Source organism: Arthrobacter alpinus (assembly GCF_001294625.1).
Taxonomy (GTDB): domain Bacteria; phylum Actinomycetota; class Actinomycetes; order Actinomycetales; family Micrococcaceae; genus Specibacter; species Specibacter alpinus_A.
In genome coordinates this window covers 3,102,860-3,119,886 of the sequence record NZ_CP012677.1, presented here as the reverse complement: position 1 = coordinate 3,119,886, position 17,027 = coordinate 3,102,860, and the positions used below count along the sequence as shown (strand labels likewise).

Genomic DNA, 17,027 nt, shown 5'->3' with positions numbered 1-17,027 from the left:
TCCCGGCGCCCTACGGCAGGGTCTTGTCCAGGTAGCTGACGGCCAGCTCGTAGCCGTGGATGCCGGCGCCGACGATGACTGCCTGGCACACCGCCGACAAGTAGGAGTGGCGGCGGAATTCCTCGCGCTGGTGGACGTTGGAGATGTGAACTTCCACGGCCGGAAGTTCGACGGCGGCGATCGCGTCCCGGATGGCCACCGACGTGTGGGTGTAGGCGCCGGCGTTGATGATGATCGCCACCGCAGTGCCCCGGGCGCCGTGGAGTGCGTCCACCAGATCGCCCTCGTGGTTGGACTGGATGCATTCCGCCCCGAACCCGGCGGCGTTGGCGGCGGCAGCGGTCAACGTCGCGACGTCGTCCAGGGTGGCGCTTCCGTAAATGGCCGGCTCGCGCGTGCCTAAAAGGTTCAGGTTGGGACCGTTCAAGACCAGGATGGAACCGCGGCGGGGTGCTTGAGTGGAAGAAGTCATAGCTCAATAATGCCGCACCTTCCCTTAAATAAGTCTGTGTCGCAGGTGTTGCATCAAAACGGCTCAGGAAAGCGGTTTCCAATGCAACAACTACGACACAGATTATGGGGCGGACTATGCCCTCAACGACTCGGCGATCTGGTTCATCACTGTGTTGTCCGCCAGGGTTGAGGAGTCGCCAGCATCGCGGCCCTCGGCAACGTCCTTCAGGAGGCGGCGCATGATCTTCCCCGAACGTGTCTTGGGCAGTTCCGGCACCACCAAAATGGTCTTCGGCTTGGCGATCGGGCCAATCTCGTGCCCCACGTGGTTGCGCAAGGTGGCGACAATGTCCGGGTCTTCGACGGCGGAGCCACGGAGGATGACAAACGCCACCACGGCCTGGCCGGTGGTCTCATCAGCGGCACCAACAACTGCTGCCTCAGCCACTGAAGGGTGACTGACCAGTGCTGACTCGATCTCAGTGGTGGAGAGGCGGTGCCCGGAGACGTTCATCACGTCATCGACGCGGCCTAAGAGCCACACGTCCCCGTCCTCGTCCCACTTGGCGCCGTCGCCAGCAAAGTACATGTCATCAAAACGTGCCCAGTAGGTGTCCTTGTAACGCTCGTTATCGCCCCAGATGCCGCGCAACATGGCAGGCCATGGCTCGCGGATGACAAGGTAACCACCGTGGCCGTGGGCCACCGAAGCACCCAGCTCGTCAACCACATCCACAGCGATGCCCGGCATGGGGACTTGGGCTGACCCAGGCTTGGTGCTTGTCACCCCCGGTAGCGGGGCGATCATGATGGCACCGGTTTCTGTCTGCCACCACGTGTCCACGATGGGAGCGTTGTTTCCGCCGATGACGCGGCGATACCACATCCAGGCTTCGGGGTTGATGGGCTCACCCACTGAGCCCAGTAGGCGGATGGAAGAGAGATCGTACTTGGCGGGGATGTCCTCGCCCCACTTCATGAACGTGCGGATCGCCGTCGGCGCCGTGTAAAGGATGGAAACCTTGTACTTCTGCACGATCTCCCAAAAGCGTCCCTGGTGCGGGGAGTCCGGGGTGCCTTCGTAAATGACCTGGGTGGCGCCGTTGATCAGCGGCGCATAGGTGACATAGGAGTGGCCGGTGACCCATCCGACGTCGGCCGTGCACCAGTACACATCCGTCTCCGGGTGCAGGTCAAACACTGCCTTGTGCGTGTATGCGGTCTGCGTCAGGTAACCGCCGGTGGTGTGCAGGATGCCCTTGGGCTTGCCCGTGGTGCCCGAGGTGTACAGGATGAACAGCGGGTGCTCGGCGGCGTGCCCGACGGCGGTGTGCTCGGCGGAGGCGGCCCCAACGGTGTCGGCCCACCAGAGGTCGCGGCCCTGGACCCAGTCGACGTCCTGGCCGTTGCGCTTGACCACGACGACGTTCTCGACAGTGTGCCCCGCCGCACTGAGCGCCTCGTCAACGGCGGGCTTGAGGGAGCTGGGCTTGCCCCGACGGAAGGTGCCGTCGGCGGTGACCACCAGCTTTGCCTGGGCGTCGTCGATGCGCGAGCGCAGGGCCTCCGCCGAGAAGCCGCCAAAGACCACGGAGTGGACGGCGCCGATGCGGGCACAGGCCAGAAGTGTGATGACGGCTTCGGGGATCATGGGCAGGTAGACGGCCACACGGTCACCCTTGACAAGGCCTAGCGCCTCAAAGGCGTTGGCGGCCTTCTTGACCTCTTCGGTGAGCTGCGCGTACGTGTATGTGCGGGTGTCACCGGGCTCGCCCTCAAAGTAGATGGCCACGCGGTCACCGTTGCCAGCCTCCACATGGCGGTCCAGGGCGTTGTAGGCGGCGTTGATCTCGCCGTCCTCGAACCAGGTGGCAAACGGCGGGTTGGTCCAATCCAAGGTCTTGGTGAAGTCCTTGCTCCAGGTGAGCATCTCGCGGGCCTGCCTGCCCCAAAAGGCGGGGCGGTCCGCTTCTGCGTCGGCATACTCGGACGCCTTGACGATCGCGTTCGCGGCAAACTCGGCGCTCGGTGCGAACTTGCGGCTCTCCGTGGAAAGATTCTCCAGTGCGTCGCCCGTGCCTGGTACCGCTGTGGTGGTGTCCTTGGACATCTTGTAACCCCTTCATTCCTGCTTTACGGATGCCGGCGCCCTTGAATTCACGCTGAAGTCAGCGAAGGAAAGAAAAGATGGCGGCACAGCGTTTTGTTTCAGCTTTCACTGTATCGCCTCGAGAGCCAGAACGTGTTTGCCGTCACATGCCAATGGGGCCAGCGGGGTCATATCTGCGCTCAAATGCATGACATCCACGACTTTACCGGATGGGGACTTCTCCCCATCAAGGCCAACTTTCTGCGGATTTGCCTGCTGCCCGCTAGTGTTGCCCTCCCACGTTCACTAGGCTGTAACTGATTCGTGACTTACAAGGAGTGACTTAATGACAGAGCAAAATGCGTCAACCACCGCGGTGGCGTCAGAACGCAAGAGCCCGGGGATCAGTAAAGCCCTTCTTGGCCCCCTCACCGCCCGCGACGTAACGGTCCTCTGCGCCGTGCTGGTGGTTTTGGTGGCCTCAGTGCTGCCCCTCACGCTGGTCTACGGACTGCAGGGCAATCTGTGGAGTTTGAGCGGCATGTACTTCACTGGCATCGGCGTGATCTTGCCACTGCTGGTTGCCGTCCTGTTCACCATCCGCCGGCTTAGCCCGGATGTGAAGCTGCGCATCGGGTCCCTCTCTGTTGACCAGTTCGCTTCCGTCGTGGCAGGTTTCGCCACGGCCTATTTCTTCCTGAGCACCGTCATCATCTTTGAGATCCCCTACTTGGTGGGTTTGATCGGGGCACTGGTGCTCCTTGGAGCCACCGTCCTGGCCCCGTGGATCCCGCTTTTCGCCGCTGATTTCGCCGGCCGCGCCGAGGTCCCCGCCCATCCTGTGGCGCGCGACGCCGTTACTGCGGTTCCGCGTCCCGCTGCACCCAAGCCTGTTCTCGCCTTGGGTGCCGGAAGCTCTGTGACGCCCACGGCCAAGTCCGCGGCATACTCGCAGCCAGCAGCCGGGCAGGGTCAGCAGGCTCCCACAGCTCCGTGGAGTGCTGCCGCATCCAGTGCCACCCATGTTCCCGGCGGGCAGATCTACACGCCCGCAGCAAGCGCCCAGGCCCCGTATTCGGCAACTGCGGTAGCGGCGGCCGACTCGACAACCGCCGGTGCCGCCCCAACCGCCGGTGCCGCCCCAACCGCCGGTGCCGTCCCAACCGCCGATCCGGACGCTGCGGCGCAGGCAATGCCTGCTGGCAGCCACGCGCACGAGAATTCCGAGAGCCTGCTTCAGGCAACCGCGGCGGATGCCGTAAACCCGGACGGATCCGCTACCGGCGTCGCAGCTTCACAGGATTCAGAGCCCGCTTCAGCGCCTGATGCCCCCGCGACCATGCTGAACCCGAAGGTTCTCGAAACGGAAGCCGCAGCACCGGCCATGGAGAGCATCGGGGCCACCGTGGACCCGGAGGCGGGCCGCACGCCGGTCTCAGCGGATCCATTCTGGTTTGCCGTTGATCGCCCGCAAAACGTAGTGGATGAGCGCACCCGCCAGTTCGTATTCAAGCTGACACCCGGATCCTGGATTTTGGCCCTCGAAGATCGAGGCACAAGCTACTTGGTCCAGGACAGCCATGGAAAGACGGGTATTTTGTTGGACCTGATCGGGATTGAGCGCGCTCCGGAAGGCCAGTAGCCCTTGAAAACGGTGGAGCACGAATCGGCGCTGGCGCTCAAACGGCGGGCTCGCAAGATCAACCGGGAGCTGGCGGAACTGTACCCGTATGCCCATGCGGAGCTTGATTTCCGTAACCCGTTTGAGCTGGTGGTGGCCACCGTCCTCTCCGCACAAACCACGGATGTGCGCATCAACGCGGTCACCCCCGCGCTGTTTGCGCGCTACCCCGACGCACTGGCGATGTCCCAGGCCAACAGCGTGGAGTTGGAGGAAATCATCCGCTCCACAGGGTTCTTCCGCGCCAAGGCAGCCAATCTGCTGGCCCTAGCCACACGGATTGTTGATGAGTACGACGGCGTGGTGCCGGACTCGCTTGCTGCGTTGATCACATTGCCCGGGGTGGGGCGCAAAACAGCCAACGTGGTGTTGGGCAACGCCTTTGGGGTACCCGGCATCACCGTGGACACGCACTTCATCCGCCTGGCACGCCGGTTTGGTTGGACCGATTCGCTGGACCCGGTCAGGATCGAGGCCGATGTTGGCGCCTTGTTTGAGTCCAAGGATTGGACGATGCTCTCCCACCGGGTAGTTTTCCACGGCCGTCGCATCTGCCACGCGCGTAAACCGGCGTGCGGGGTTTGCCCCATTGCCCATCTTTGCCCGGCCTATGGCGATGGTGAGGTAGATCCGGTCAAGGCCGCAAAGTTGTTGAAGTACGAGATGGCGCCGGGCCAGGAGACGTTGTTGGCGCGCATGCTTGCCGACGTTGGGCAGGCGGCAGTGTTTCGGCAGCAGTCGCAACGTGCGGCCCGCCTGGGTATCGGCGTGGGCGAGCTTTTGGACCCAGACACCGAATACCTCGGATGAACGCCTACTCGGACCTGGTGGCTTTGGCGGCACGACTCGGGAACGACGAATTACCAAAATCCCGCCCGGCGCTGTGGGATGCAGCCATAAACCAGGCCGCAGCCCGGCAGGCGGCTGTTTTGTTGCTCTTTGGTGCGCTGGACAGGATCCCGGCCGTGTCCGGCAAACCGTTGGCCTCGTCAGAGCTGGATGTCTTGCTCGTTGAGCGGGCCACAACCTTGACTGACCACCCCGGGCAGGTGGCCTTTCCCGGTGGCGGAGTGGATTCCCACGACGCTGGCGTAGTGGCCGCGGCGCTGCGGGAAGCCGAGGAAGAAACCGGGCTGGACCCCTCCGGTGTGGAAATTTTGGGGGCTCTGCCACCGGTTCCGCTGTCCGTGAGCAACTTCATTGTCACCCCCGTTCTGGGCTGGTGGGCCCGACAAACCCCTGTGGATGTTGTCGACTATGGTGAGTCCGCCCAAGTATTTCGGGTGCCTGTCCGTGATCTCCTGGACCCGGACAACCGCGTCACCGTCGTCATAGAGCACTCCGGACGTTCCTTTCGGGGCCCGGCCTTCGAAGTCAACGGTGTGGTGGTGTGGGGTTTTACGGCAGGGATCCTGAACCATGTCTTTGATGAGTTGGGCTGGTCGGTGCCCTGGGATGAAAAGCGGGAGATGCCTGCCCCGATCTAGTTTCTTTGCACCGCCTGCTGCCTTGAAAATGGTTCTCGGGACTATTTGGCGTCGGCATAGTTTTCGACAACTGTGACATTGACGGGAAATTCAAGTGGAATCTCCCCAAAGAGTAGCCGCGTTGCCGCCTGTGAGGAGTCATGGACGATCTTGGTGACGACCTCCACCAACGCGTCGGGGCAGTGAACCATGACTTCGTCATGCAGGAAGAAGACCATGGCCGGGCGGTCACTTTCGGAACCAGGAGTTGCGGCCGGGCCTGGCGGCAAGGCGCGCAACCGGCGTCGTAGCTCGGCCAGCCAGCAACAAGCCCACTCCGCGGCTGTCCCCTGAACCACAAAATTCCGTGTGAAACGCCCGCGGGTTCTGGCCGCGGACTCCGCCTGCCTTTGCTCTTCGGCTGTGCTGCTTTGTTGGCCAGCTCGCCACTGGGTTGATGCCGGGGGGGTGCTTCGCCCCAAGCGGGTGGTGACAGTTTCGCCGCGTTCACCGGCCCGGGCGGCTTCCTCGACAAAGCCGACGGCGTGCGGGTACATGCGGGCCAGCTGTGGCATGAGACGGCCAGACTCGCCTGAGGTTGAACCGTAAATGGCACCCAACAGCGCCACCTTGGCCATGTCGCGTTCGCCGCCGAAGCCTTGGGCGGCGATTCCGGCGTAAAGATCCTTGTCCCTCCCGGCGGCAGCCATGGTGGAATCCTGTGCCAAGGCAGCCAGCACGCGTGGTTCCAGCTGCGCGGCGTCGGCAACGATGAACTTGTGGCCCGGCTCTGCGCGCGCCGCCCCCCGGATTTGCTTAGGGATCTGCATGGCGCCACCGCCGCGTGAAGCCCACCTGCCCGAGACCACCCCGCCCACCACGTACTCGGAATGGAAGCGGCCGTCATGAACCCACTGTTCCAGCCATGTCCAGCCGTTGGTGGTGAAAAGCCGGCTCAGTTTCCGGTACGCCAGCAGCGGCTCAATGGCCGGGTGCTTGAATTCCATCAATTCCCAGGACCGGGTGGACTTTGCGTCGATCCCGGCCCGGTGCAGGGCCCGCATCAGCTCCTGAGGAGAGTCGGGGTTCAGCGCTGGCGCATCCAGGGCGGACCGCAGCTCGGAGGCGAGCACATCCAACTTCTCCGGCCTGTTGTAGCCTGCCGGTTCGGGACCGAGCAGTTCATTGAGCAGCCTCCTGTGTAGGTCTTCCCGCCAAGGGATACCTTCATATTGCATCTCCGCGGCCACTAAAGCACACGCGGATTCAGCACTGAGGAGAAGCGTGAGCCTGGAAGGGTGTGTGGAGGAGGCTATGGCCGCTTTTTGGGCACCCAGTTCCGCCGCGACAGTTTCAAGATCCCATCCACGACGTGCCGAAGGCTGCTCAAAGAGGCTCTCCTGGACGGATTCGACGCCCGGTGGGGGTGCGTCGCTCTCGGGTGGCAACACTGCAGCCTGTTGTGTGTAGCCGGTGCCAGCGGCATAGGCCGAGTTCACCAAGATGGCCTGGCAGAGCGCCAGGTCGTGACAGCGCTCAACGCGGACCTTGGCAGTCAGCAGCTCCGGGTACCAGTTTTGGGCCCTGTCCCACACCCAGCGGGGACTGTGCGCTTGCTCCAGGGACGCCACGACGCCTGGTAGATCCTTGCGTGCCACTGTTTGTGGGGGCGCCATGGGAGTTCCCTGTGCTGTCACCAGCTGAAATACGGCGGCTGCATTTTCCGGAGCCAAGGCTACTAACGCGTACATTCCCCCATTGTCCGTCATGGGAAACTATTTTCGAATATTTGCGCCATTCGCGGGCGACTGCGGCGATACCTGCCCGGGGACGACACCGGTGGAAGCCTTCTTGCAAGATATTCCACGTTCGATGACCAATTTGCCTGGGAACGGGAGGGTCGTGGTGAGCGTGGAGCCCGTGCCCGCGGAAACACGCAGTCCCGCATATTTCTGAAGTCTTCTGCGCATGTTCCGGTGAATGACCGGCTTGCGGGGCCGCATGGGAGCATTGTGGAATGTCTTCATTTGATCTTCTTCCACTACCGGCCGGACAGGTGGAATTGCACGACGCGCGACGGCAACGCCGTTGGGTAGTCCAACTGGAGCCATTCGAGATTGCGATTCTCCCTGTCACTTCGGCTCAGTATGCGCAACTGATGGGTAGCGGCGAACCGGGTACTCAATCGCCGTTAGCGGATATCAACTGGCTGGATGCCATCAAGTTTTGTAATGCAGCGTCAGCGCGTGAAGGGCTTGCCCCTGTGTACACCTTTAATGCCGGCGAAGTGATTTGGCGGACAGGTGCCTCCGGGTACCGATTGCCCACCGAAGCTGAATGGGAATATGCGTGCCGGGCTGGCACTGAGGGGCCACACCATGGACCCCTCGATGCCATTGCGTGGACAGCGAATGACAAGCTGGAGAACCCTGAAGAAGTTGCCCTAAAACAACCCAATGCCTTCGGACTCCACGACACCCTTGGAAACGTCTGGGAATGGTGCTGGGATCTGCTAGATCCTGCGCGCTACGGTGACTACCGTGTCTTCCGTGGAGGAGGTTTTGCGGACAAGTCGTGGAGCGTACGGGCCTCGACGCGTCGCGGGGGTGCGCCTGGGATGAGTCACCCAGATGTCGGCCTGCGTTTGGCGCGGGGTGCCTTCGCTGATGCGCTAGCAGCTCAAGGCTGGTCAGCGCAGGCTGATGCCGAACGTGGACAGATCACTGGTATGCTGCCGTCAGGTTGGACGCCTCGGCAACACCAACTCTGAACAATACAGACCAGCCGGCGGGCACCGGCGTTAGTGTCCGCAAAACGTTCCGCCAATGAAGGTCAGCGCGTCAGCCTAACTCGGTGACAAAACCGATCTTGTTACCGTCAGGATCGGTGAGCTCGAAGACCTCCACCACCCCCTCGAATCGTTGAATTTCACTGACAACAAGACCCTTCTCCTCGAACCTGTACCGCTCGGCAGCGGCGTTCTCTACGCTGATGTTCACGGAGATACCCGCACGGCCAGCGAGTTCAGGGGCCAAAGCGAGCTGCAGCCAAAACGCACCAAGATTGAATTCTGCGAGGCCCTCCATGGGAAAGTGATCGGGCTCACCCAAATCGAAGGCTGATTGATACCAGGTGATCGAACTGTCGAGATCACGAACGGGTATACCAAATGTGATGGCTTCTACCTTCATGGCACCAACCTAGCAGTCACCCTGCAACTGCCGACAGCGGGAGCTCCCACCATCAGCCTCATCCACATTTATGACGCGCATAGAAGCGGCCCATTCCGGTGCCAGTCCCGAGCACTACGAACAGATGATGAAAGCGCCGGACGACGCCGAAGACGCCTCCGAGTTCGCGTCGGTGACTACCGCATCATCTACACAGCCGGCGGCAACGTCCGGGATCGCTGAACGCCTACTGGCCGGTCCGCTTTTCGGACAGCTCCAATGTCCTGGTGGAGGTTTCCCCGACGGGACCGCAAGCTTCCTCCACAAAGGGACCCGAGTCCGTGCTTGTTCACAATCCGCCCTTCAACCGTAGCCGCCCAATTCTCCGGGGCGCACAGTAGTGTCATGACGACTCGAAACAGTGCCCGGCACGGTTCAGGGCAATCTCCTGAAAGGAGCCTGGCGCCACCATCGGGACGGCCCCGAGGGAGTGGACGCCCCTGGCTGCCCGAACTGGAAACCACCATCATGGTGATTTCCGGTTCGTCGGCGCTTCACGGTGAGGTTGCCCGGGTAAGTTCGGCAGCCGCCGTCGGGCTGCTAGTTGCGCAGACGTTGGAACAGGCCAGCGTGCGGTGGGATGAGGTGTCCGCCATCCTTGTTGGCAGTGATGTGGAAGCAGGACTGCCAGGCTGGCGAGGTGCCACCGTGGTGGTTGGGCCAGCGGAGGATGCTGCGCGGATGTGGGTGCAGGCCTCGAGACTGAGTGCGGACATGGTTGCGGTGCTCCCCGACTCGGCCCAATGGTTGGCGAACTATCTAACCAGATTGCGGGAGCCCACCGTCGGCACCGGAATTGTGGGGATCGTGGGCGGGTGCGGCGGGGCGGGTGCCTCAACTTTGGCAACCCTTTTTGCCGTTGGAACAGCAGCTTCGGAGTTCCCGGTGCTACTCGTTGACGGGGACCAGTGGGGTGGCGGGCTCGACGCGGCCATGGCTGCAGGCGAGCTGCCCGGTTTGCGGTGGCCGGACCTGGCCAATGCCTCAGGGCCCATCAACCCGGAGCAGCTTGCCGCTTCCTTGCCGAGGCCAGCGGGAGTTTCCCTGTTGTCGTGGGGAGGGGACACCCCTGATGTCGGGGGCTACCCGGAGATGCCGGCCCCCGCTGTCATCAATGAGGTGATGAATGCAGCGCGCGCGGCTTTCTCACTCGTGGTGGTTGATGTTGGGCGGTCCTCAGAGTCGCTTGCCGTCCTGGGTGTCCACTGCGATGGGTTTATTGTTGTGGTTCCCGCCCGGTTGCAGGCTGCGGCTGCGGCTGCACGCCTTGTCAAGGACTTGCCGGGGGCACCGCTCGGAGTAGTTGTCAGGGGTCCGTTGCGGGACGGCGCCGACATACACCAAGTGGGTGCCGCCGTCGGGGTTCCCTGTATAGGTACGGTGCCAAAAGTGCGCAGAGTTGCCGACATACTTGACGACGGTCGCGCCCAGGAGCTGGTCAAACGCCGAAAGGTGAGGCAACTCAATGGTGACCTGCTGGACTGGATGGCCGGGCACGGCACCCCCGCGCATGCCGTGGCAGGCCAGCGGAGGGCAGATCAGTGACACGATCAAGGCATGGTGCCGGACAGCAATCCCCCGGCCAGCGAACCCGCACCGAGGCCGCCTGGGTTGATCAGGAACTGTTGGAGTCGGTGCGCCAGACGGTGCTGGCCGAGTCGGGGCCGGTGACCGATCTCCGGGTGGCGGCAGCGGTCAGGGAAAGCGGGCGGCTTCTGGGAGCTGCCGGGTCGTTGCTCGCCATGGACAGGATCGGCGCGGAACTGCATGGGTTGGGTCCGTTGCAACAGCTCACCCTGGATCCGCGGGTGACCGATATCTTTGTCAATGCCCCCAGCTCCGTTTGGCTGGATCGCGGTGCCGGTCCCGAAGCAGTGGATGTGTGCTTTGAGAATGAAAGCTCCCTGCGCGCTCTGGCCACCCGGCTCATCGCCGCTGGCGGCCGCCGCCTGGATGATCAGTGCCCTTGTGTGGATGTCAAGATTGCCCCGGGATATCGTGTCCACGCCGTACTGCCACCCATCTCATCCACCGGCACCTTGCTGTCCATCCGCATCAAACGCCAACAGCTATTCACGTTGGCTGAACTCGAAGATTCAGGGTGCGTGCACCCCTTGGTTGGCGTCATTCTTCAAGGCATCATCGAGCGCCGTCTCAGTTTCCTCATCAGCGGTGCAACGGGTGCTGGAAAGACCACCTTGCTGTCAACGCTCCTGGGCCTATGCCATGCCTCTGAACGGTTGGTGTTGATTGAGGATGCGGCAGAGCTCTCACCCGACCACTCCCATGTGGTGACCTTGGAGGCCCGGCATGCGAACGCCGAGGGTGCCGGAACCGTGGACCTGCAGGAGTTGGTGCGCCAAGCTTTGCGCATGAATCCCGGACGCTTGATCGTTGGTGAGTGCCGGGGATTGGAGGTGCGGGAATTGTTGATGGCCCTGAATACCGGGCACACTGGCGGGGCTGGAACCATCCACGCGAACAGTGCTGCGGATGTGCCGGCCAGACTTGCCGCCCTCGGTGTGTTGGCGGGCATGACAACAGAGGCGGTAGCACTCCAGAGCGCCAGCGCGTTGGATGCGGTGATCCATCTGGACCGGACGGCGCACGGACGGATGGTCACTGAAATTGGCGTGGTAACCCTGTGCGAGGGCCAGCTTAGCGTGGTTCCCGCGCTTCACATTGACACGCCGTCCGGGGTTGTGACTGCCGACGGGGGTCCGCGGCATCTGCTCCGCACCGGTCCGGCCTGGTCCGAGCTGGCGGGGCGGTTGGGCCTTGACCTGTCGAAGGGCAGCGAGGCTGCAGCATGAGTGCGATCGTAGTGTTCTTCCTTGCTGCTATGGCCTGCCTCATCTTTTCTGTTCGACGGCGGAACTGGCCCACCCGTGGTGCCACGCCGCTGTCCGGGGTGCCTCATGTTTTCGGCGGCGTGCGGCTTCACCGCCGGTGCGGGCATGGCGATGTTGCCATGCCCGTGCTCGTACGCCAGTTGGCCGCATTGCTGGCCTCTGGGCACGGAGGCCCTGCCGTGTGGGGAGCCCTTGCAGAGGTTTTGGTCGCTGAGTATGGGACCGCCGGACACAAAATGGATCAGCAGGAAGCCAGCGATCACCCGAAAGGGCTGGCATTCAGGTTTAGGCAGCCTGAGGAAACACACCCCACGGTCCGGCTGGTCTTGGCCGTTGAACGGGCCAGCCTGTTAGGGCTTCCCGCAGCGACGGCGGTGAGGGCCTCCTGCCGGGTGGGAGGTGTTGGGATCCGCCCGCCGGTTCGTCATGCAGCGACAGGCCAGCTTTCCGACGCCCAGGTGCAGACCTGGCAGGAGTTGGCGGCTTGTTTTGAAGTGAGCGAGGCTAGCGGCGCTCCGGTGGCTGCCGTCCTATCCCGACTCGCGGACAGGCTGGAAGCGCAGGACGATGCCGCAGCCATGCGGGAGACGGCGCTGGCCGGCCCGCGGGCAACCGTTCGCCTGCTCACATGGCTGCCCGTTGTGGGCCTGGGACTGGGCATGATGATGGGCGTGGACCCTGTGCGGATATTGCTGGGCAGCCCGGTGGGGTGGGTTTGCTTGGGCGCGGGCATCGCGCTATTGGTGGCGGGGAGGTGGTGGGCCAACAGATTAATCGTGGCCGCCGCATCCCCACACTCCAAAGGGGGCTTGCCCAGAGCCGGAAGACGTCGCCGGTCTGCATGCACGTCGTCAAGCAGGGCAGTGTGATGGCGGCCGTGGGCATATTCGTGCTGCTGTTCATCGCCTTTCTTTGTCTCAGGCGCAGGGATGGGAGCCGGCGGTGGCGTGAGCGCGCAGCCCGGGTGCGTCGGGGGCCGGCAGATGCCAGCAAGGGGCCCAACTTCGAGCACCACGCGGAGGCGGCAGGAGATCTTGGGGTTGAGGATGTGCCTTTGTTGTTGGAGCTTTTGGGTGCCGTATTGGATGCCGGCCTTTCCATTCCTTGGGCGTTGCGCATTGTGTCTGGAGTGGCAAGTGCCCAGATTCACACGGGCTTGTCCCAGGTGGTGGCGGGCTTGGAGATGGGCGCGTCGTGGGAACATTCGTGGGCCGGCGTCGGCGGTGTGCCTCAGCTGGCAGCCCTACATTCTGCCTTGGGCTTTGCAGCGTTGACAGGCAGCCCGGCAGCACCCTTGTTGTACGCCGAAGCGAGGCAACGCCGTCGACAATCCAACCGGGATGCCGAAAAACGTGCTGCGGCACTGGGAGTAAAACTGGTGATCCCACTGGGGTTATGTTCCCTGCCTGCCTTCATCTGTCTTGGTATTGTCCCCGTGGTCGTGGCCATGATCCCCGCATTCTAGCCCTCCGAATCGGGAAATAAGCATCGAGTATGGTGGTTGGTTCCTCCACAGCAGCACCTGGGACGGCAGCGCTGCACCAAACGCGAAAAGGGGCTTTTTTGTCCGGTCGGAACCGAGAATAGTGGGATTTACGGTCGCCGTCACGGTGGCAGGAGATCCAGATACTGGATCCAATGCATCAGTCCAAGCACGGATCATCACAAGAAGGAGCTGACATGTACAGCAACGAATTTATCGGGGGCATGACCAACCCGAACCCAGCGCTTACGGAGCTGGAGAACGTTCGAGAAATCACTCCCGGTGCCATGGGCCGGACCCCAGTGCGGAACCCTGAAAAGCTGCGGGCAATGCGCAAGCTTGGTTCAGATGCGGGGATGGCCACGGCTGAGTATGCCATCGCCACGTTGGCTGCCGTGGGATTTGCCGGGCTCCTCGTTGTCATCCTCAAGAGTGACGAAGTCCGCGGATTCCTGATGAACATTATTCGAAGCGCCTTGAGCTTTTGAGCCAACGTCCGGTGCCACCCAGTATGTGGCAAGTCTGTAGATGCTTTCGAGAATTGCGAGGTGACGTTCCGATGCTTCAAAAGTTGATGCGGGGTCAGGAACCCGGGGTGAAGACAGACAATGCCGGTTCGCACCTCTTTGACCAAACACGGCGCATCCGGGGGAGTGTCACGGCTGAATTCGCTGTGGTCCTGCCAGCAGTAACGGCATTGCTGGCGGTGCTTTTATTCGGAGCAGGCGCCGGGATACTTCAGCTTCGTTTGGAAGAAGGAGCCCGGGCTGGCGCAAGGGCGGTGGCGCGAGGGGAAAACACCACACAGTCGGTAGACATTGCCACCCGCCTTGCCGGACGAAACACCACCGTGGTGGTGGATCTCGCTGGCGGCTATGCCACGGTGACGGTGTCTGGCCGGTTGGACGGGCCCCTGGTAGGCATGCTGGCGTGGCAACAATCTGCCAGTGCTGTTGCCCGAATTGAGAATTATGATGCCACCGTGCAGAGCCAGCGGCCGGGCCATGGGTAGGGGTGCAGGCCAGGATGCGGCGCTCTTCTCCCCAGTTGCGCGGGAGGAGGGCGCGGGAACGATTGTGGCAGTGGGTCTGGCCATCGTCCTGCTCTTGCTGCTCACTGCTCTGATGTGGCTTGGTGAAGCAGCCAACGCGGCCGCGAAGGCGGCAACGGCTGCGGATCTGGCCGCACTCGCCGGCGCCGATGCCGCCCGCGGACTCACCGTGGGTGATCCCTGCCAGGTCGCCGCAGACCTGGTGATCCGGCAGGGGGCGGTGCTTGTTTCCTGCATGGTTGTGGGCGTGTATGCCGACACGGTTCAGCTCGAAGTCTCCGTGCAGACAGGTCTGCCGTGGCCTGCCTACAACAAATCAAGGGCAGGGCCCCCGCCTGAGCTCGTGGTGCCCTAGCTGGCGTGGTTGAGCAGGATGGTCAGCAGGGTGAGTGCGCCGGCCTTGTCCAGCGGGTTGTTCTTGTTGCCGCATTTGGGCGACTGCACGCAGGACGGGCAGCCGGTGTCGCATTCGCAGGCGCTGATGGCATCCCGTGTGGCCGAGAGCCACACCCGTGCCATGGCAAAACCCCGCTCGGCAAAGCCAGCGCCGCCGGGGTGGCCGTCGTACACGAAGATGGTCGGCTGGCCGGTGTCGGCATGAATGGCGGTGGAAACCCCGCCCACATCCCACCGGTCACTGGAGGCAACCAAGGGCAGCAGCCCGATGGCGGCGTGTTCGGCGGCGTGCAGGGCGCCCGGAAATTGTGGTTCGACCAGCCCCCCGGAGAGCAATGTCTGGTTGTCCATGGTGAACCACACTGCTTTGGTGAAAAGGTCCCGGGCGCCGAGCTCCAAGGGTTCTTCGCCAAGCACTTCGTTGGAGATGAAAGCCTTGCGCTGGAACGAGACCACCTGGGTGGTGACCTGAACCTCGCCAAAGTGCATCTCTACGGGGCCCCACAACTCGTGGCGCGTCGATTCCAGCACGGCGATCTGGGTGACGTCGCGAGCGGTGGTGTAGTAGTCGGGGTTTCCCCGGCGAACGATCGCACAGTGGTCGGTTTCGTTGAGCTCGACCACCACGTACGGTTCGCCTTGGTGGACGTAGACGGCGCCCTGATGGGCCTGGTAGTGGGACTGTGGGGAGTCCATGGTGCCCAGCAGGGCCCCGGTGTCGGCGTCGATGATGTTGATCGGCCCCCCACCGTCGGAGCGGAGGTTGACCATGGCTGCGGCGCTCTGGGGGTGCGTCCAAAACCATCCGGACGGGCGGCGGCGCAAGTATCCCTGGGAGACCAACTGTGTCAACAATGTCAAGGTATTTTCGGGAAAGAGAGCCAAGTCCTCATGGTTGAGGGGCAATTCCGCCGCCGCTGCACATAGGTGCGGCCCCAACACATAGGGATTGGAGGGATCGAACACGGTGGCTTCGACGGGGACGCCAAAAATGGCTTCGGGGTGGTGCACCAGGTAGGTGTCCAAAGGGTCATCGCTGGCAATGAATGCGGCCAACGCGTCCTGCCCGGCGCGGCCGGCGCGGCCAATCTGCTGAAAAAAGGACGCCCTGGTGCCGGGCCACCCGGCCACCAACACTGCATCCAAACCGGAAATATCTATCCCCAATTCCAGGGCCGAAGTACTGGATACCCCCAGCAACTCCCCGGAACGCAAGGACCTTTCCAGCGCTCTCCGCTCCTCCGGCAAATAGCCTGAGCGGTAGGCAGCCACGCGTGCCGGCAGGCTGGGGTCAACATCTTCGAGCAGGCGGCGGGTCACGCTTGCTATGGTCTCGGCACCCCGTCGGGACTTGATGAAAGCGATGGTCCGCACCCGTGCGGAAACAAGGTTTGCCAACAGATCGGAGGTTTCGGCGATGGCCGTGCGCCTGGACGGTGCGCCGTTCTCACCCTTGAAGTCAGTGAGTTCAGGCTCCCAAAAGGCCACGGTGGTGGCACCGTGGGGGGAACTGTCCTCGGTGACTGTGGCGGCAACGGAGCCGATCAGCCGTGAAAAGGAGACCGCAGGGTCGCTGGAGGTGGCTGAGGCCCCGATGAAGACGGGCTCCGAACCGTAGTGGGCGCAGATGCGTCGCAGCCGGCGCATCAAGACGGCCACATGGGAGCCAAAAACGCCCCGATAACTGTGCGCCTCATCGATGATCACGTATTTGAGGCGGCGGAAGAACTTGGCCCACCACGTATGGTTGGGCAGCACACCGAAGTGGAGCATGTCCGGATTGCACAAGATGAAATTGGCATGGTCGCGGATCCACCGGCGGTCGCCCGGTGCCGTGTCGCCGTCGTACGTTGCCGCACGCAGGGTGGGTAGATGAAGGGACGCCAGGGCAGCGAGCTGGTCGGCGGCCAGGGCCTTGGTGGGGGAGAGGTACAGGGCCACAGCGCCGTCGTCGTCAAGCCTGCCCGGATTCTGTGCTAATCGCAGCTCGGCACGGTGTACGGCGTCAACGGCCGGCAGCTGGTAGGCAAGCGACTTGCCCGACGCGGTTCCGGTGGCAATCACCACGTGATGGCCGTCGTGGGCAAGATTGGCCCCGGTAATCTGATGCCGCCACGGGGTATGGACCCCCAAAAGGGAGTAGGACTGTACAAGATCGGGGTGAACCCAGCCAGGCCACGCCTCCGGCACCGCCTTGCGGGCGGGGATGTGGTGGACATGCTGCAGCTGGGCGGGGTGCTCTCCCCGGCCCAGCTGGGAAATCAGCGAATTGTTGGCGGACACCTCATCATTGTGCCACCGTGTTGGCAAGCGGGCGCCGCCGACT

The 17,027-nt window shown here is 63.0% G+C and carries 16 protein-coding genes; 11 read left to right on the top strand and 5 right to left on the bottom strand.

What is annotated here, in order from left to right; translation table 11 throughout:
- Positions 1-10 precede the first annotated feature (10 nt).
- A complete protein-coding gene (gene aroQ, locus AOC05_RS14175) occupies positions 11-472 on the bottom strand; it encodes a type II 3-dehydroquinate dehydratase (RefSeq protein WP_062007783.1) in 462 nt (153 codons plus the stop codon).
- A 114-nt stretch (positions 473-586) separates the two neighbouring features.
- On the bottom strand, positions 587-2,563 hold the full coding sequence (gene acs, locus AOC05_RS14170) for an acetate--CoA ligase (protein ID WP_062007782.1): 1,977 nt from the start codon (positions 2,561-2,563) through the stop codon (positions 587-589).
- 325 nt (positions 2,564-2,888) lie between these two features.
- On the opposite strand from acs, the gene AOC05_RS19520 reads away from it, so the two are divergent.
- Genes AOC05_RS19520 through AOC05_RS14155 form a run of 3 tightly spaced genes read left to right on the top strand, consistent with a single transcriptional unit; the run spans position 2,889 to position 5,710 of the window.
- Positions 2,889-4,184, top strand: a complete 1,296-nt coding sequence (locus AOC05_RS19520) for a hypothetical protein (protein ID WP_062007781.1) — start codon at positions 2,889-2,891, stop codon at positions 4,182-4,184.
- A gap of 3 nt (positions 4,185-4,187) precedes the next feature.
- Positions 4,188-5,033 carry an endonuclease III gene (gene nth, locus AOC05_RS14160; protein ID WP_082357999.1) on the top strand — a complete coding sequence of 282 codons (846 nt, stop codon included), beginning with the start codon at positions 4,188-4,190 and terminating at the stop codon, positions 5,031-5,033.
- Entirely contained in the window at positions 5,030-5,710 is a 681-nt protein-coding gene (locus tag AOC05_RS14155) for an NUDIX hydrolase (protein ID WP_062007780.1), read from the top strand. The genes nth and AOC05_RS14155 overlap by 4 nt, the downstream gene beginning before the upstream one ends.
- 41 nt (positions 5,711-5,751) lie before the next feature.
- Here the strand turns inward: AOC05_RS14155 and AOC05_RS14150 are convergent, their stop codons facing one another.
- Complete coding sequence (locus AOC05_RS14150) at positions 5,752-7,440, bottom strand: bifunctional 3'-5' exonuclease/DNA polymerase (protein ID WP_062007779.1); 1,689 nt, start codon at positions 7,438-7,440, stop codon at positions 5,752-5,754.
- Between the two features lie 266 nt (positions 7,441-7,706).
- On the opposite strand from AOC05_RS14150, the gene AOC05_RS19035 reads away from it, so the two are divergent.
- Positions 7,707-8,459, top strand: a complete 753-nt coding sequence (locus AOC05_RS19035) for a formylglycine-generating enzyme family protein (protein ID WP_082357998.1) — start codon at positions 7,707-7,709, stop codon at positions 8,457-8,459.
- A gap of 70 nt (positions 8,460-8,529) precedes the next feature.
- Here AOC05_RS19035 and AOC05_RS14145 read toward each other — a convergent pair whose 3' ends face one another.
- Positions 8,530-8,880 carry a VOC family protein gene (locus tag AOC05_RS14145; RefSeq protein ID WP_062007778.1) on the bottom strand — a complete coding sequence of 117 codons (351 nt, stop codon included), beginning with the start codon at positions 8,878-8,880 and terminating at the stop codon, positions 8,530-8,532.
- 507 nt (positions 8,881-9,387) lie between these two features.
- Here AOC05_RS14145 and ssd point away from each other — a divergent pair.
- From ssd to AOC05_RS14110, 7 genes are all read left to right on the top strand, one after another.
- Positions 9,388-10,464, top strand: a complete 1,077-nt coding sequence (gene ssd, locus AOC05_RS14140; RefSeq protein ID WP_062007777.1) for a septum site-determining protein Ssd — start codon at positions 9,388-9,390, stop codon at positions 10,462-10,464.
- The gene (locus tag AOC05_RS14135) at positions 10,461-11,732 is read left to right on the top strand and encodes a TadA family conjugal transfer-associated ATPase (RefSeq protein ID WP_082357996.1); all 1,272 of its coding nucleotides are present in this window, start codon (positions 10,461-10,463) and stop codon (positions 11,730-11,732) included. The genes ssd and AOC05_RS14135 overlap by 4 nt, the downstream gene beginning before the upstream one ends.
- On the top strand, positions 11,729-12,640 hold the full coding sequence (locus AOC05_RS14130) for a type II secretion system F family protein (protein WP_157374995.1): 912 nt from the start codon (positions 11,729-11,731) through the stop codon (positions 12,638-12,640). The genes AOC05_RS14135 and AOC05_RS14130 overlap by 4 nt, the downstream gene beginning before the upstream one ends.
- Positions 12,613-13,236 carry a type II secretion system F family protein gene (locus AOC05_RS14125; RefSeq protein ID WP_062007775.1) on the top strand — a complete coding sequence of 208 codons (624 nt, stop codon included), beginning with the start codon at positions 12,613-12,615 and terminating at the stop codon, positions 13,234-13,236. The genes AOC05_RS14130 and AOC05_RS14125 overlap by 28 nt, the downstream gene beginning before the upstream one ends.
- 242 nt (positions 13,237-13,478) lie before the next feature.
- Complete coding sequence (locus AOC05_RS14120) at positions 13,479-13,742, top strand: DUF4244 domain-containing protein (RefSeq protein ID WP_062009821.1); 264 nt, start codon at positions 13,479-13,481, stop codon at positions 13,740-13,742.
- Positions 13,743-13,849: 107 nt separating this feature from the next.
- On the top strand, positions 13,850-14,266 hold the full coding sequence (locus AOC05_RS14115; protein WP_062007774.1) for a TadE family type IV pilus minor pilin: 417 nt from the start codon (positions 13,850-13,852) through the stop codon (positions 14,264-14,266).
- Entirely contained in the window at positions 14,259-14,660 is a 402-nt protein-coding gene (locus AOC05_RS14110; RefSeq protein WP_062007773.1) for an Rv3654c family TadE-like protein, read from the top strand. Before AOC05_RS14115 ends, AOC05_RS14110 begins: the two co-directional genes overlap by 8 nt.
- Here AOC05_RS14110 and AOC05_RS14105 read toward each other — a convergent pair.
- Positions 14,657-16,984, bottom strand: a complete 2,328-nt coding sequence (locus tag AOC05_RS14105; protein WP_062007772.1) for a DEAD/DEAH box helicase — start codon at positions 16,982-16,984, stop codon at positions 14,657-14,659. The genes AOC05_RS14110 and AOC05_RS14105 overlap by 4 nt on opposite strands.
- Between the last annotated feature and the right edge of the window lie 43 nt (positions 16,985-17,027).

Bases quoted from the DNA above. Each gene is read 5' to 3' on its own strand.
- AOC05_RS14110 (WP_062007773.1), top strand. From the start codon at position 14,259: ATGGGTAGGGGTGCAGGCCAGGATGCGGCGCTCTTCTCCCCAGTTGCG.
- AOC05_RS19035 (WP_082357998.1), top strand. From the start codon at position 7,707: ATGTCTTCATTTGATCTTCTTCCACTACCGGCCGGACAGGTGGAATTG.
- AOC05_RS14145 (WP_062007778.1), bottom strand. From the start codon at position 8,880: ATGAAGGTAGAAGCCATCACATTTGGTATACCCGTTCGTGATCTCGAC.
- aroQ (WP_062007783.1), bottom strand. From the start codon at position 472: ATGACTTCTTCCACTCAAGCACCCCGCCGCGGTTCCATCCTGGTCTTG.
- AOC05_RS14130 (WP_157374995.1), top strand. From the start codon at position 11,729: ATGAGTGCGATCGTAGTGTTCTTCCTTGCTGCTATGGCCTGCCTCATC.
- AOC05_RS14125 (WP_062007775.1), top strand. From the start codon at position 12,613: ATGCACGTCGTCAAGCAGGGCAGTGTGATGGCGGCCGTGGGCATATTC.
- acs (WP_062007782.1), bottom strand. From the start codon at position 2,563: ATGTCCAAGGACACCACCACAGCGGTACCAGGCACGGGCGACGCACTG.
- AOC05_RS14155 (WP_062007780.1), top strand. From the start codon at position 5,030: ATGAACGCCTACTCGGACCTGGTGGCTTTGGCGGCACGACTCGGGAAC.
- AOC05_RS19520 (WP_062007781.1), top strand. From the start codon at position 2,889: ATGACAGAGCAAAATGCGTCAACCACCGCGGTGGCGTCAGAACGCAAG.
- ssd (WP_062007777.1), top strand. From the start codon at position 9,388: ATGGTGATTTCCGGTTCGTCGGCGCTTCACGGTGAGGTTGCCCGGGTA.
- AOC05_RS14150 (WP_062007779.1), bottom strand. From the start codon at position 7,440: ATGTACGCGTTAGTAGCCTTGGCTCCGGAAAATGCAGCCGCCGTATTT.
- AOC05_RS14120 (WP_062009821.1), top strand. From the start codon at position 13,479: ATGACCAACCCGAACCCAGCGCTTACGGAGCTGGAGAACGTTCGAGAA.